The sequence below is a fragment of the Dokdonella sp. genome, from assembly GCF_041395345.1.
GTDB lineage: Bacteria > Pseudomonadota > Gammaproteobacteria > Xanthomonadales > Rhodanobacteraceae > Dokdonella.
The window spans coordinates 79,053-93,792 of sequence record NZ_JAWLAR010000006.1 but is presented as its reverse complement, the minus strand read 5'-3'; the positions used below and the strand labels follow the sequence as shown (position 1 = coordinate 93,792).

Annotated in this window: 16 protein-coding genes; 9 read left to right on the top strand and 7 right to left on the bottom strand. The window is 61.1% G+C overall.

The genetic code is table 11. The features are described 5' to 3' along the window. Nucleotides 1-11: 11 nt before the first annotated feature. On the bottom strand, nt 12-887 hold the full coding sequence (gene htpX / locus R3F00_RS07075; RefSeq protein WP_371281063.1) for a protease HtpX: 876 nt from the start codon (nt 885-887) through the stop codon (nt 12-14). Nucleotides 888-1,063: 176 nt separating this feature from the next. Between htpX and gluQRS the strand changes: the two genes are divergently transcribed. The 4 genes from gluQRS (at nt 1,064) to phbB (R3F00_RS07055) (ending at nt 4,399) form a co-directional block, all read left to right on the top strand. Next, nucleotides 1,064-1,954 (top strand): tRNA glutamyl-Q(34) synthetase GluQRS, encoded by an 891-nt coding sequence (gene gluQRS / locus R3F00_RS07070; protein ID WP_371281062.1) that lies wholly within the window; start codon nt 1,064-1,066, stop codon nt 1,952-1,954. Nucleotides 1,955-2,029: 75 nt separating this feature from the next. Further along, nucleotides 2,030-2,770 carry an acetoacetyl-CoA reductase gene (phbB, locus tag R3F00_RS07065; protein WP_371281061.1) on the top strand — a complete coding sequence of 247 codons (741 nt, stop codon included), beginning with the start codon at nt 2,030-2,032 and terminating at the stop codon, nt 2,768-2,770. 267 nt (nt 2,771-3,037) lie between these two features. Then, a complete protein-coding gene (gene phaR / locus R3F00_RS07060; protein ID WP_371281060.1) occupies nt 3,038-3,535 on the top strand; it encodes a polyhydroxyalkanoate synthesis repressor PhaR in 498 nt (165 codons plus the stop codon). A gap of 117 nt (nt 3,536-3,652) precedes the next feature. Continuing rightward, nucleotides 3,653-4,399, top strand: coding sequence for an acetoacetyl-CoA reductase (phbB, locus tag R3F00_RS07055; protein ID WP_371281058.1), 747 nt, complete (start codon nt 3,653-3,655; stop codon nt 4,397-4,399). A gap of 23 nt (nt 4,400-4,422) precedes the next feature. On the opposite strand, the gene R3F00_RS07050 is transcribed toward phbB (R3F00_RS07055), so the two are convergent. From R3F00_RS07050 to R3F00_RS07030, 5 genes are all read right to left on the bottom strand, one after another. Beyond that, nucleotides 4,423-4,992, bottom strand: coding sequence for a DUF2058 family protein (locus R3F00_RS07050; protein ID WP_371281057.1), 570 nt, complete (start codon nt 4,990-4,992; stop codon nt 4,423-4,425). Nucleotides 4,993-5,016: 24 nt separating this feature from the next. Beyond that, nucleotides 5,017-5,229: a SlyX family protein gene (locus R3F00_RS07045; RefSeq protein ID WP_371281056.1), complete on the bottom strand. Its 213-nt coding sequence runs from the start codon at nt 5,227-5,229 to the stop codon at nt 5,017-5,019. Beyond that, nucleotides 5,226-6,359, bottom strand: a complete 1,134-nt coding sequence (gmd, locus tag R3F00_RS07040; RefSeq protein ID WP_371281055.1) for a GDP-mannose 4,6-dehydratase — start codon at nt 6,357-6,359, stop codon at nt 5,226-5,228. Before gmd ends, R3F00_RS07045 begins: the two co-directional genes overlap by 4 nt. A 100-nt stretch (nt 6,360-6,459) precedes the next feature. After that, the gene (locus R3F00_RS07035; protein ID WP_371281054.1) at nt 6,460-7,809 is read right to left on the bottom strand and encodes a UDP-glucose/GDP-mannose dehydrogenase family protein; all 1,350 of its coding nucleotides are present in this window, start codon (nt 7,807-7,809) and stop codon (nt 6,460-6,462) included. A 155-nt stretch (nt 7,810-7,964) separates the two neighbouring features. Further along, nucleotides 7,965-8,699, bottom strand: a complete 735-nt coding sequence (locus R3F00_RS07030; RefSeq protein WP_371281052.1) for an FKBP-type peptidyl-prolyl cis-trans isomerase — start codon at nt 8,697-8,699, stop codon at nt 7,965-7,967. Between the two features lie 590 nt (nt 8,700-9,289). Here R3F00_RS07030 and R3F00_RS07025 point away from each other — a divergent pair. After that, on the top strand, nt 9,290-11,011 hold the full coding sequence (locus R3F00_RS07025) for a bifunctional sulfate adenylyltransferase/adenylylsulfate kinase (RefSeq protein ID WP_371281051.1): 1,722 nt from the start codon (nt 9,290-9,292) through the stop codon (nt 11,009-11,011). A 241-nt stretch (nt 11,012-11,252) separates the two neighbouring features. Here the strand turns inward: R3F00_RS07025 and R3F00_RS07020 are convergent, their stop codons facing one another. Continuing rightward, entirely contained in the window at nt 11,253-11,825 is a 573-nt protein-coding gene (locus R3F00_RS07020) for a glutathione peroxidase (RefSeq protein WP_371281050.1), read from the bottom strand. Nucleotides 11,826-12,095: 270 nt separating this feature from the next. Here R3F00_RS07020 and R3F00_RS07015 point away from each other — a divergent pair, with 270 nt between their 5' ends. From R3F00_RS07015 to R3F00_RS07000, 4 genes are read left to right on the top strand one after another with little or no spacing between them, the layout of a single operon-like run. Next, nucleotides 12,096-12,458 carry a hypothetical protein gene (locus R3F00_RS07015; protein WP_371281048.1) on the top strand — a complete coding sequence of 121 codons (363 nt, stop codon included), beginning with the start codon at nt 12,096-12,098 and terminating at the stop codon, nt 12,456-12,458. A 4-nt stretch (nt 12,459-12,462) separates the two neighbouring features. Continuing rightward, nucleotides 12,463-12,837 carry a GntR family transcriptional regulator gene (locus R3F00_RS07010; protein WP_371281047.1) on the top strand — a complete coding sequence of 125 codons (375 nt, stop codon included), beginning with the start codon at nt 12,463-12,465 and terminating at the stop codon, nt 12,835-12,837. Then, nucleotides 12,834-13,691 (top strand): ABC transporter ATP-binding protein, encoded by an 858-nt coding sequence (locus tag R3F00_RS07005; protein ID WP_371281046.1) that lies wholly within the window; start codon nt 12,834-12,836, stop codon nt 13,689-13,691. Before R3F00_RS07010 ends, R3F00_RS07005 begins: the two co-directional genes overlap by 4 nt. Next, entirely contained in the window at nt 13,688-14,656 is a 969-nt protein-coding gene (locus R3F00_RS07000) for a hypothetical protein (protein WP_371281045.1), read from the top strand. Before R3F00_RS07005 ends, R3F00_RS07000 begins: the two co-directional genes overlap by 4 nt. The last annotated feature ends 84 nt before the right edge of the window (nt 14,657-14,740 follow it).

The window sequence follows — 14,740 nt, the reverse complement described above, 5'->3', positions numbered from 1 at the left end:
TTTCTAGCGCATTACTGGCCTGCGCGAAGGGCGGCGATTCGCTCCTCGATCGGCGGATGGCTGGAAAACAGCTTGCGCATGCCACCGCCGGCAATGCCGAATGCCTGGATGGCCTGCGGCAGGCTGCTTTCGCCGTGCCCCTGGGCCAGTCGCGAAAGCGCGGAAATCATCTTTTCCTTGCCGGCCAGCCTCGCGCTTCCGGCATCCGCACGGAATTCACGCCAGCGTGAAAACGCGAACACGACAATGGACGCGAGCGCGCCGAGCGCGATCTGCAGGACGATGACGATCGCGAAATAGGCCAGTCCACCGCCGCCGTCCCGGCCGCCGCTGATGGCGCGATCGATCACCGTACCGATGACCCTGGCCAGGAAAATCACGAAGGTATTCAGCACGCCCTGGAGCAGGGTCATCGTGACCATGTCGCCATTCGCCACATGGCTGACCTCATGCGCCAGAACCGCCTCGACCTCGTCCCTGCTCATGTTCTGCAGCAAGCCGGTGCTGACCGCAACGAGGGCATTGTTGCGGCTTGCGCCCGTGGCGAAAGCGTTCATGTCGGGAGCGTCATAGATCGCCACTTCGGGCATGCCGATGCCGGCACCTTCGGCCTGTCTGCGCACGGTCGAAAGCAGCCAGGATTCGGTGGGGTTGGACGGATTCTCGATGACGTGGGCCTTGGTCTGCCACTTGGCAACCCATTTCGACATCAGCAGCGAAATGAACGAACCGCCAAATCCAACCACGGCAGACAGGATCAGGATTCCCTTGAAATTGATCCCGGTCTGCGAATAGGTGTAGGTATCGATGCCGAACACCTTGACGATGATCGTCAGCAGTGTGAGTACGGCCAGGTTGGTCAGCACAAACAACAGGATGCGACGCATGGATGTTTCTCTCTGGTCAGATAGGGAGTTGGCACCGGGGCAGTCGCTGGCGGCTGAATTCCGCCGTAGACCTGCACCTTCGACCCCTGATGTTTGGGTAAACTGCCAGCGTTTTCAAGCAGCACCTGCAACGATGTTCCAGGAACCGCTTCCCTGAACCGAATCCATCCATTTCAATGAACGCATCCTCGGTTGGGCATCGGGGTCGTTTCGCGCCCTCGCCGAGTGGCCGCCTGCATTTTGGCTCGCTGGTCGCCGCGCTCGGCAGCTGGTTGCGTGCCCGAGCCAGTGGCGGACGCTGGATTGTCAGAATGGAAGACCTCGACCGGGCCCGCGAAGTTTCCGGAGCAGCCACCGACATCCTGGAAACACTGAGCGCCTTCGGTCTCGAATCCGATGAGCCGGTTGTCTTCCAGAGCCAGCGCGGCGATCTCTATGCCCAGGCCTTTGCCCTGCTGGAGTCGCGCGGCCTGGTCTACCCCTGCGCCTGCAGCCGAAGCGATCTGACAGCGCATGGCGGTATCCATCCGGCCCGATGCGTGGCCAACCCGACCAAAGGGCAGCATCCGCCGTCCTGGCGCCTGCGCGTCGGCAGCGAAGTCATCTCGTTCGATGATCCTGTCTGCGGCAGGCAGACCCAGGTGCTGGCCGAGCATGTCGGTGATTTCGTACTGCGCCGTGCGGATGGCCAGTTCACCTACCAGCTGGCCGTCGTGATCGACGACGCCGATCAGGGCATCAACGAGATCGTTCGCGGGGCGGACCTGCTCGATTCGACACCCCGGCAAATCTTCCTGCAGCGCCTGCTCCAGCTGCCGGAACCTGCCTACATGCACCTTCCTCTGGCCCTGGACGAACTTGGGCGCAAACTCAGCAAGCACGACCAGGCTCGCCCCGTGGATTCGTCCGACCCGGCTCCGGCCCTGAAAACCGCACTGGCGTTTCTTGGCCAGCGCGTTCCGGCAACCGGCAACATCGACGCCTTGCTGCGCGAAGCCGTGGAGCATTTCGACATTCGGGGAATCCGCTACAGCGTCCCCTTCGATGCCGCAATGCAGAAGGACTAATACACCGCATGCAGGCACAATCATGGGTCAGCATTGTGTTGCGCGAACTTTCCCATTTCTGACAAGGAGAACACCATGACGGCACGAGTCGCACTTGTTACGGGCGGCATTGGCGGCATCGGCACGGCCATCTGCCGACACCTCGCCCAGGCCGGCCACCGCGTTGCCACCAACTATCGCGATGAGGGCAAGGCCAAGGCCTGGCAGGCAGCCCAGAAGGCCGACGGATTCAACTTCGCCCTGGCTGCAGGCGACGTGTCTGACGTGGCCTCGGCGGAAGCCATGGTCAAGGAAGTCGAAAAACAGCTCGGCCCGATCGATATCCTGATCAACAACGCCGGCATCACGCGCGATACCACCTTCCACAAGATGTCTGCCCTGCAGTGGCAGGAAGTCATCAACACCAATCTGAACTCGTGCTTCAACGTGACCCGGCCGGTCATCGACAGCATGCGCGCCCGCAAGTGGGGTCGCATCGTCCAGATCAGCTCGATCAACGGGCAGAAGGGCCAGTATGGTCAGGCCAACTATGCAGCCTCGAAGGCCGGCATGCATGGCTTCACCATTTCCCTGGCCCAGGAAAATGCCAAGTTCGGCATCACCGTCAATACGGTGTCGCCGGGCTACGTGCTGACCGAAATGGTCAAGGCCGTTCCGGAGGACGTCCGGGCCAAGATTGCTGCGCAGATACCGGTCGGGCGACTCGGAGAACCCGAGGAAATCGCCTATGCCGTAGGCTTCCTGACCGCAGAACAGGCCTCCTGGATCACCGGCGCCAACCTCTCGATCAATGGCGGCCACTACATGGGCTGGTGAGTCCGAGGATCGGGCGCGCTCGAGAGCCCTGGCTTTGGCGCGCAGGCAGCGTTCGATGATCCGGACGGCGTCCTGTATGCGACCGCATCTGGCGGTGGACGCTGCACTGCGTCCACCGTGTTGCAGCATGAGTTGAATGACGGGACTTTCGGCGGCAATGCCCGCAGACCGGGCCCTGCGGTGGCAACAGATCGCTGCGAGGCCTGCCCTTCGATGCTGCGCAGCATGAAACTGGTGCAGCGCCGCACGATCTGTTAGCGTTGCCGAATGGCCGAATCCCGCATCATCAAGAAGTACCCGAATCGTCGTCTGTACGATACCGAGATCTCGAGTTACATCACACTCGAGGAAGTCCGCCAATTGGTTGTGGATGGCGAGAAATTCGAAGTCAGGGACGCCAAGTCCGGCGACGACCTGACCCGATCCGTGCTGTTGCAGATCATTTCCGAGCATGAGGAACGTGGCCAGCCCATGTTCACGACCCAGCTTCTTTCACAGGTCATCCGCTTCTACGGCGATTCCCTGCAGGGATTCATGGGCAGCTACCTGGAAAAGAGCCTGCAGGCCTTTCTTGACCAGCAGCAACAGTTTCGCAGCCAGCTCAACAACATCATCGGGCGTACACCCTGGTCGATGCTCAATGACATGACCGAGCGCAACATGGATGTCTGGAAGTCGGTCCAGCAGGGCTTCCTCAATGATGCCGCGAACAAGGTGCGCCAGGGCGCCGATCCTTCGCAAAAGGCCAAGAAAGACAAGTCCTGAGCCGCACGCATCGCGCAGCCGCATATTTCAACCCCCTGATACTCCGCACTGCCTCCAGCACCGGCAGCGGGCGAAGCCATGTTCCGGCTTCCAGAACCATCCCAGGAGAACGCTCAAGTGAAACCGCGCATCGCCCTTGTCACCGGCGGCATTGGTGGCCTTGGTACGGAAATCTGCCGCTACCTGGCCCGTTCCGGTCATCGCGTCATTGCCGGCGACCTCGGCTCGCGCACGGATCGCGTCGAGCAGTTCAGGAGAGAAGTCGCAGAGCACAGCGACACCATCCACTTCGAGTCATTGAACGTGGCCGACCATGCCGGCTGTACGGCGGACCTGGCCCGCATCGAAGCCGATCACGGACCGATTTCGGTGCTCGTCAATGCTGCGGGGATCACCCGCGACACCAGCCTGCGCAAGATGTCCGTGCAGCAATGGGACGATGTCATCACGGTCAATCTGAGCGGCGTCTTCAATACCTGCAGGGCGGTGGTCGACGGCATGACCGAGCGTGGCTACGGCCGCATCGTCAATATCTCCTCGGTGAACGGTCAGACCGGCCAGTTCGGCCAGACCAACTACTCGGCCGCCAAGGCCGGCATGCATGGCTTCACCATGGCGCTGGCTCGCGAAGTCGCGAGGAAAGGTGTCACCGTCAACAGCGTGTCACCCGGATACTGCGAGACCGCCCTGGTCATGGCCGTGCCTGAAACCGTACGCAACCAGATCATCGCCAACATCCCCGTCGGCCGCCTCGGCAAGCCCAGCGAAATCGCCCGCGTCGTCGACTTTCTCTGCGCGGAAGAATCCGCCTTCATTACCGGCGCGAATATTCCGGTCAATGGCGGCTACTTCATGGATTTCTGATTGCGACCGGTCGCTTCGGGAGTTCACCAGACCAGATCATCCGGCACATCGTCTTCGGGCGGCGCATTCGGATCGCACAGAAGGATCAGGACTTCAGGGCTGATCTCGCCGGCCTTCAGGCCTACGTCCCGGCTCACCAGCAGATAGCGTCCGCGGTACTGGACCACGGCGAGCGTGCCTGTATTGACTTCGGCCAGTTGCTCGGCCGTGCAATAGATCCGGCGGATCTTGTCCGCATGCGGAAAATGACGCGGGATCTCGGCATCCGGCTTGTTCAGCGCCTTGTCGGCGAGCAGGGCCGCCAGTTTCTGTTTGCGCTCGGCCTTTTCCCTGGCACGCTGTTCGGCCTGCTTCTTCTCGAGCGCCTTCTGCTCGCGCTCGGCACGATCGCGCAGCCCGTAGGCGCGCGCGAGATCCATTTCGTCGGAGCGCTTCTTCTGGCCTGACTTGCCCTGCCCCGGTCGGGAAGCAGGCGGACGTCCCTTGTTCTCCGAACGCGCCGGGCGCACGGGTCGCTCGCTGGGGCGCGCCTCGTCCCTCAGCTTCTTGACGAGGCCGCTCTTCAACAACTGGTCGCGCAGGGAATCAGCCATGGTCCGGTCTTGTTCGACGATTGCTCAGTAGTGCGGTGGAGGGGGCTCGTTGCTGGTGTCGTTGCCCAGCGCGGAGCGCAGTCCAAGCAGGTCTTCGCGCATGCGGTCCAGCTCGCGACGCATGCTCAGCATGGTCTGATCCTGCATCGCCACGGCGGCATTCAACGCGGTGACACCGTCATCGATAAAGGCGAGTCTGACCTCGAGCTCGGTCAGTCTTTCCTCCAGCGTGCTCATCCTTCCGGCAGCGCTTCGATGAGGTGACGCCCATGACGCGCGCCAACATTGCCGGCAGCTTCGCTCACCGCCAGTGCCAGATCGGCCGCAGCCATTTCACGCACAAGATCGGCAAAGCTGGTCCTGGGCGACCAGCCCAGTTTCTCGCGTGCAAATGTCGGGTCGCCCAGCAGGGTCTCGACTTCGGCAGGCCGGTAGTACTGCGGATGGATGCGCAGCAGGGTGTCGCCCACTGAGATGCGCGCCCCGGGCGTGCGTACCTCGGCGACCACGGCCACTTCCTCTGCACCTTCGCCCCTGAACTCGATCTCGACGCCCATCTCGCGAGCCGCCAGGACGACGAATTCGCGCACAGAATGCTGGATGCCCGTAGCAATCACGTAGTCGTGCGGCGTGTCCTGCTGCAGGATCAGCCATTGCGCCTCGACATAGTCGCGCGCATGTCCCCAATCGCGTCGTGCATCGAGATTTCCAAGATACAGGCATTGTTGCAACCCGTGGATGACACGGGCCAGTCCGCGCGTGATCTTGCGCGTGACGAAGGTTTCACCGCGGATCGGAGATTCGTGATTGAACAGGATGCCGTTGCAGGCATACATCCCGTAGGCCTCGCGGTAGTTCACCGTGATCCAGTAGGCGTACAGCTTGGCGACGCCATACGGCGAGCGCGGATGGAAGGGCGTCGTTTCGCGCTGCGGCGTCTCCCGGACCAGCCCGTACAGCTCCGAGGTGGAAGCCTGATAGATGCGGCAGCGATCCTGCATCCCGAGAATGCGCATTGCCTCCAGCAGGCGCAGCGTGCCGAGACCATCGGCATTCGCCGTGTATTCGGGCTCCTCGAACGACACGGCGACATGACTCTGCGCGGCCAGGTTGTAGATCTCGTGCGGCTCGACCTCCTGCACCACGCGAGTCAGGCTGGTCGAATCGGTCAGGTCGCCGTAGTGCAATGTGAGCGCAGGGCCGGACTCGTCCAGTTCGCTGTAGAGGTGATCAATCCGCTCGGTGTTGAACGATGAGGCGCGGCGCTTGAGTCCATGGACTTCATAGCCCTTGGCAAGCAGCAATTCGGCCAGATAGGCGCCATCCTGTCCGGTAATGCCGGTTACCAATGCACGTTTCTTTTCCATGGATCGATCTGCTTTTTCTGGAATGGATGTCGGTCGGAAGTCGACTCAAGGTCGGCGATGGTAGCCGCGGCTGCACCAGAGGTACAGCCTGAAAAATTCCTCAGCCCGATGTCGGCGCCTGCACGCTGCGCCCGCGCCCGATGCCGTAGTAGGCCAGACCTGCCGCTTCAACGGCCGCAGGTTCAAAGATGTTGCGCCCGTCGAAAATGACCGGATCCGAGAGTGCGGAACGAATCCTGCCGAGATCGGGGCTTCGGAACGCCTTCCATTCGGTCACGACCACCAGTGCATCGGCCCCTTCAAGTGCTGCATATTGGGACTTGCACAGATGCAGGTCGTCACGGTTTCCGTAGATGCGGCGCACTTCCTCGTGTGCTTCGGGATCGTAGGCGCGCACGCTGGCGCCATCGCTCCAGAGCCTTTCAAGCAAGGTGCGGCTCGGTGCTTCGCGCATGTCATCCGTGTTGGGCTTGAAGGCCAGACCCCAGACAGCAATGGTTTTCCCCGTGAGGTTGCCGCCAAAGTGGCGCGACACCAGCGCATGCAGGCGCTCCTTCTGCGCCGCGTTGGTTGCCTCGACCGCACTCAGTACCCGCGGCTCGTAATCGTGACTGCGCGCGATGTGTTCCAGCGCCTTGACGTCCTTGGGAAAACACGAACCGCCGTAGCCCGCTCCGGGATAGATGAAGTGGTAGCCGATGCGCGGATCGGATCCGATGCCGAGTCTGACCTGCTCGACGTCTGCCCCTACGCGTTCGGCGATGTTGGCGATCTCGTTCATGAAACTGATCTTGGTTGCCAGCATTGCGTTGGCGGCGTACTTGGTCAGCTCTGCCGAGCGCACGTCCATGAGCACGATGCGCTCGTGATTTCGATTGAAAGGCGCGTAAAGGCTTCGCAGCATGTTGATGGCCTGCGCGCTGTCGCTGCCGATGATGATGCGATCGGGGCGCAGACAGTCCTGTACCGCATCGCCCTCCTTGAGGAACTCCGGGTTTGAAACGACTTCGAAGGCGACATCGCTGCCGCGCGCAGCCAGTTCTGCCGCAATGGTTTCGCGTACGCGATCGGCCGTTCCGACCGGAACCGTCGACTTGTTGACGATGACTGCATGCGAGGACAGGGTCTGGCCTATCGTCCGCGCAACATCGAGCACATGGGAAAGATCGGCGCTGCCGTCCTCCTCGGGCGGTGTACCGACAGCAATGAAGATGATCTCGCCATGGGCGATGGCCCTCGCCGCATCGGTCGTGAAATGCAGCCTGCCCAGCGCATGATTCTCGACTACGAGCGGGGTCAGGCCTGGTTCGAAAATGGGGATTTCCCCACGTTCAAGACGGGCCACCTTGAGGGCATCGACATCGACGCAGATCACGTCGTTGCCGACCTCGGCCAGACAGGTGCCGGTAACCAGCCCGACATAGCCGGTTCCGAAAATCGCTACACGCATTCCTTCAACTCCCGATCAGCGCGACCCCGCGAGTCACGCCGGCTTTCATACCGTGCAGCCTTGTACCCGTGGGCACGGGGACCGCATGGCCCGCCAGAAACGACAAGGGCGTGCCGGATACCGACACGCCCTCTGTTGCACACTCGATCGTCGAATTACTTCTTTTCGGTCGCCGGAGCCGCTTCAGCGGCCGTCTCGATCGAAATCAGCTTGACGTCAAAAATCAGCGTGGCGTTCGGACCAATGGTCGGCGGCGCGTTTTCGCCGTAAGCCAATTCGGCCGGAATGACCAGCTTGTACTCGGAACCGACCGGCATCAGCTGCAGGCCTTCGGTCCAGCCCTTGATCACGCCATTCAGCGGAAAAGTAGCCGGCTGGCCGCGATCAACCGAGCTGTCGAACTTGGTGCCGTCGATCTTGGTGCCCGTGTAATCCACCTTGACCGTATCGGTTTCCTTCGGCTTCGGGCCGGTACCCTGCTTGATGACTTCGTACTGCAGACCCGAGGCGGTGGTCTTCACGCCGGCCTTGGTCTTGTTCTTGGCGAGGAATGCGGCGCCCTCGGTCTTGTTCTTTTCGGCGGCTACCTTTTCTTCGGCAACGCGCTTGGCCTGCAGCTTCTGCATGAATTCCTGGCGCACTTCCTGACCCTCTTCCTGGGTCATCAGGCTCTTGCCGCCATTGAACTCGTCCTGCAGCGCCTGGATCACGATCTTCAGATCGAGCTCGCTCTTGATCTGGTTGAGGCCGCGACCGACGTCTGCACCGACCATGTAGCTGACCTTGTCTTTCTCGGTCTTCAGCGATGGGTCCATGGCGAAGGCATTGCCGGCACCGAATGCGGCGGTCAGCGCCATGGCGATAAGGGTCTTGCGCGCGAAACGTGTCATTTATTAGAACTCCTGGGTGAAACGATTGAGGACGTCTGCTGGTCGCCCGACGGAATCTGCCGCATCAAGCGGGCCGCATATTGTGGCGTTGAGCGCCCCTGATGGCAAACGGAAGACCAGTTTTCCTGCACGACCCGCAAGTGGGTTCATTGTTCCCGGAAATGGGCGCCATGCTGCGAACTAGGAACACGGAACGGGGTCGTGGTTCCCTGAAACTGCTGAACAGTTCGGGTTTTTCTGTTCATGGAAGCCGCTTTTCAGGCCTCGGGAGTTCGCCACCGAGCGCCAGGCACGACAGGAACCCGCTCCCTCCCCCATCGGCTCGAGGGTCGACAGACCGGGAGCCAGCGCGCCCGTCTGTCAACCCTGCGGCCAGGCGCCGCCGCACCACGGCAAAGGCGGATGTCCCCCTCGATTGCCTGAAGCCCTATAATTCACGAGGTTCCGGATATCGAATGCAGGTTTTCGGCTGGTCCGGCACACCTCCATGCTTCGCCCGCGTTCCGGGTTCATGTCGGCGTCCGGCCTTGTCCGATCGTCGCCAGCATGGCCTTGACCCGAACAACATGCCCCAACAATCAGGAAAACCGATGTCCCAGATGATCGCACCCCACGGTGGCCGCCTTGTCGATGGCCTGGTCCCGGCCGACCAGGCACAGTCGCTGAAACACGAGGCTGCAGCACTGCCATCGTGGGACCTGAGCCCGCGTCAGTTGTGCGATCTCGAAATGCTGCTGACGGGCGCCTTCTCGCCGCTGCAGGGGTTCATGAACCGGGCCGACTACGAAGCGGTGCGCGACACCATGCGCCTGACAGACGGCAACTTGTGGCCCATGCCGGTCACGCTCGATGTCGACCAGAAGTTCGCCGAGTCGATCAAGGATGCAAGGCAGATCGCGTTGCGCGACCCGGAAGGCGTGATCCTGGCCATCCTCGATGTCGAAGAAAGCTGGGAACCGGATCGTGCCCTGGAGGCACAACAGGTTTTCGGTACCACCGACAAGAAACACCCGGGGGTCAGCCACCTGCTCGATCGCAGCCATCCGGTGTATGTGGGCGGAAAGTTGCGCGGCCTTGAATTGCCGCGACACTATGATTTCGGCCACCTGCGCTCGACGCCAGCGGAACTGCGCGCGCTGTTCGCCAAACTTGGCTGGTCTCGCGTTGTCGCGTTCCAGACCCGCAATCCGATGCACCGGGCCCATCTGGAACTGACCTTCCGTGCTGCCCAGATTGCCGAAGCCAATCTGCTGATCCATCCGGTCGTCGGCTTGACCAAGCCCGGCGATATCGATCACTACACGCGCGTGCGCTGCTATGAAAAGCTGCTGCGCCATTACCCGGACCAGACCACCACGCTGTCCCTGCTCCACCTTGCCATGCGCATGGGCGGGCCGCGCGAAGCACTCTGGCACGCGATCATCCGCAAGAACCACGGCTGCACGCACTTCATTGTCGGCCGCGACCATGCCGGGCCTGGCAACGACAGTTCGGGCAAGCCGTTTTATGGCCCCTACGATGCACAGACCCTGGTCGAGGAACACCAGGACGAGCTTGGCATCCGGATGGTGCCGTTCCAGGAAATGGTCTACGTGCAGGAACGCGCTCAGTACATGCCGGCCGACGAGGTCAGGGACGGCGACAGCGTGCTCAATATTTCCGGCACCGAATTGCGCCGCCGCCTGCAGGAAGGCCTCGAGATCCCGGAGTGGTTCACCTATCCGGAAGTGATCGAGGAATTGCGCCGCACCCATCCGGCGCGCCACAAGCAGGGCTTCACGGTGTTCTTCACCGGCCTGTCCGGCTCGGGAAAATCCACCATTGCCAATGCCCTGCTGGTGCGCTTGCTTGAAATGGGAACCCGCCCGGTGACCCTGCTCGACGGCGACATCGTGCGCAAGAACCTGTCCAGCGAGCTCGGCTTTTCAAAGGAACACCGCGATCTGAACGTCCAGCGCATCGGTTTCGTCGCCGCCGAGATCACCAAGAACGGCGGCATCGCGATTTGCGCTCCGATCGCACCGTACAAGGGCTCGCGTGAAATCGTGCGCGAGAATGTCAGCGTCGGCGGCGTCTTCGTCGAGATTCACGTCTCCACGCCGATCGAGACCTGCGAAGGTCGTGATCGCAAGGGCCTCTACGCACTCGCCCGCGCCGGCAAAATCAAGGAATTCACCGGTATCAGCGATCCGTATGAAATCCCGGAAAACCCGGAAATGCGTATTGACACGACAAACCTGCCGCCCGATCAGGCCGTACAGCAGATCGTGCTCAAGCTCGAAGCGCTGGGGTTGATTCGACCGGCGGGTTGAAAGGCCGGGAATCGGGATTGGGGATTGGGGATTCGCAAGAGCCGGTCCTGATCGAGCGCGTCCAGCGAATGGCGACAAGACTTTGTATTGCGCTCATAGTCAACACTGGAAGGCACCGCAACTGTAGGAAGCGGCTTCAGCCGTGATGCTTCTGTTCCAGATGCCGAATCAAGAGCATCGCGGCTGGAGCCGCTTCCCGAAAAATCGCTGGCGTCTATCGCACTCAGGCGCCTGAAACAAACTAGTTCGACTGGGCTGGCTTCATCGGAACCGGCGCTGCGATCAAGGTCTCTATCTTCTCCACCAGTTCCTTGTCGTCGGGCTTCACCTTGCTCGGGTAGTCGGCGACGACCTTGCCGTTGCGATCGATCAGGTACTTGTAGAAATTCCAGCTCGGGTAGCGGCCATCAGACTCGGTGGCCAGCTTCACGTAGAACGGATTGGCCTTGCCTTCCTTGACCTCCACCTTCTCGAACATCGGGAACTTGACTCCGTAGGTCAGCGTGCAGAATTCCTTGATCTCGGCTTCGGTGCCAGGCTCCTGCCCCATGAAATCGTTCGAAGGAAAACCAAGTACGGCAAAGCCCTGATCGGAATATTTCGCGTACAGCGCCTCGAGCGCCTCGTACTGCTTTGTGTAGCCGCACTTGCTGGCCGTGTTGACGACAAGCAGCACCTTGCCCGCGTATTCCTTGCACAGATCCACCTCGCCCTTTCCGGCCAGGGGCCTGAATCTGGCATCCAGTACCCCCTCGCAGGCATGGGCGCCAACACTGGCGGCGAGCAGGATCAGTGCGAGAAACAGACGGCGCATGGCTTTTTACTCCGGGATTCGGGATTCGGGATTGGCAACAGCCGATATTTCGCAGTCTGCTACAGATCGGGCCTTCCAGGCGACCTTCAGTCTTGCTCTCAAGAGCCTGTTCAGAGCCGATGCACCATCCCCCGGCGCGCTCCGGCGACTTCGCAAGCCTCCGAATCTCCAATCCCCCATCCCGAATCCCGCCCCTATTGACACCCTGAGTTTAGGTGTTATAGTTGCCTACAACACTAACTCATCAACTGACCTCCGGGAGGTCGTCGCATGAACCGCCTTATCCACACCCGCCTTGGCCTGGCCCTGGCTATCGCTTTCGGCATCTGCATCGCGGAACTGAGCAACATCGTGGCCCAGGACGATGCCTTTGCGGGCGCCGAGACCGCGGCGCTGGTTGGCATCACACCGCCCGCCGCCTCTGTCAGCGACAGTTGCGCGCCGCCCATGCTGCCCCTGATCGTGGTCAAGCCGTCCTACGAGGATTTGCTGGATGCCGAAAGCGCGGAGCTGTTGTCCGCGATTTCCAGCAGCGCTCCGGCGCTCTCGATTCCCGACCTTCTGCCCAGGGTACGACTCGACATGCCCTATTACTCGTTTGGCAAATTGATGCCTGGCGCGACCAAGGAATAAGCCGATGAGCATGGTATGGAATGACAACACGCCGATTTATCGCCAACTGCGCGATCGCGTCGTGGCAATGATTCTCGACGGTGCGCTGAAGCAGGGGGATGCCTTGCCTTCAGTGCGACAGGTCGCCGCGGATTTCCAGATAAATCCGATCACGGTATCCAAGGCCTATCAGGAACTGGTCGACGAAAATCTGGTGGAAAAAAGAAGGGGTTTGGGAATGTACGTTACCGAAGGAGCGCGCAGCGCACTGCTGAAATCCGAGCGTGATCACTTCCTCAACGAGGAGTGGCCCATGTTGTATGCACGACTGGAGCGCATGGGGCTCGATCTTGAAACATTGCTCAGGCAAGCACCCAGAACCGAGGGAGATTCAAAATGAGCGCTGTTGTCCACGCACGCGGATTGAGCAAGAGCTACGGAGCGACCGTCGCACTGAATGCGGTCAACTTCGAGATCGAAACGGGACGCATTGTTGGCCTGATTGGCCCGAATGGCGCCGGAAAGACGACGGCGCTCAAGGCCATTCTCGGCCTGAGCGAATACGACGGCGAGCTGTCGGTACTCGGACTGGACCCGAAGACACAGCGCCCGGCGCTGATGGAACAGGTCTGCTTCATTGCCGACGTGGCGGTTCTGCCACGCTGGATCCGTGTCGGTCAGGCGATCGATTTCGTCGCTGGCGTGCACCCGCGATTTTCCCGCACGAAGTGCGAGGCTTTTCTCGCGAACACCAAGATCAAGCCGCAGATGCGCGTACGCGAACTGTCGAAAGGCATGATCGTGCAGTTGCACCTGGCCCTGGTGATGGCCATCGATGCGCGCATCCTCGTCCTCGACGAACCTACGCTGGGACTCGACATCCTCTATCGCAAGACCTTCTACGAGAACCTGCTCTCGGAATACTTCGACGAGAACAAGACCATCATCGTCACGACCCATCAGGTCGAGGAAGTCGAGCATATCCTGACCGACCTCATCTTCATCCGGAACGGGGAACTCGTGCTGAATGCCTCGATGGACGAGATCAGCGAGCGCTACGCCGAAGTGATGGTGAATCCCGACAAGGCAGATGCGGCGCGCGCCCTGGGTCCGCTCAACGAGCGTCAGATCTTCGGCAAGTCCATTTTTCTCTACGACGGCGTCGACAAGGCGCGCCTGGCGGAGCTCGGTGAATTGCACAAACCGAGTATCGCCGACCTGTTCGTCGCCACCATGAAAGGAACCTACGCATGAACACGTTTGGATGGCTGGTCAAACGCGAGTATTGGGAACACAAGGGCGGATTCTTCTGGACACCGGTCTGGATCAGCGTGGCCATGCTGACGATAACCCTGCTCGGCATCATCAGTGCCGAAGTGTTCACGTCCAGGGTCAAGATCAACGGCGGCATTCCCTGGAGCGAGATCGCGAGCAGGATGAATTCGGGCGATTTTGTGCATGCCGGCACGGGCCTTGATGTTGCCTATGTGGCACTCGCCGGCGTGCTTTGCATCGGCCTGTTCTTCGTCCTCTTCTTCTATCTGCTCGGTGCCCTCTACGACGACCGCCGCGATCGCAGCGTGCTGTTCTGGAAATCGCTGCCGGTGTCGGACACGTCCACCGTATTGTCCAAGGTCGCTGCTGCGATCCTGCTGGCGCCGTTGATTGCGTTCGTGGTTGCCACCGTCGCGTACGTCGCATTGCTCGTCATCGTGGCGATCTGGGCGCTCCTGCATGGCATCAATCCACTGCCGGCGATCGGCGCTTCGCATACGCTCGGCTTGTTCTGGCGCCTGCTGTTGACCATTCCGCTCGACGCGATGATCGCCCTGCCGACCGCCGGCTGGCTGTTGTTCTGGTCTGCCTATGCGCGCAGCAAGCCCTTCCTCTGGGCGGTTCTCGTCCCCCTGTTCGCGTGGATCGCGAACGGCTGGATCGGAATGATGGGATTGCCGAGCTTCAATCGGGATTTCCTGCTGAAGGAAGTCATTGCCCGCCTGCTGTTCGGCATCTTCCCCGGCTGGTGGCTGGAGGACATGGGCGAGCGCCGCGTCATCCGCGAGTTCATGCGCGGCGACGACGTGGTCGCTACCTTCGATCCCTCCAACGTCTACGGCATGCTGGCAACGCCTGGCATCTGGATCGGTGCGGTGGCCGGAATAGCCCTGATCGCTGCAGCTATCTGGCTGCGCCGTTCACGCATCGAGACTTCAACCTGATAGGGATCTGATTTCGGTTGGTGCAGCAGGGGCTTCGACCTGCTGCAAAAAGGAAAGGCGACGCCCATTGCGGGCGCCGCCTTT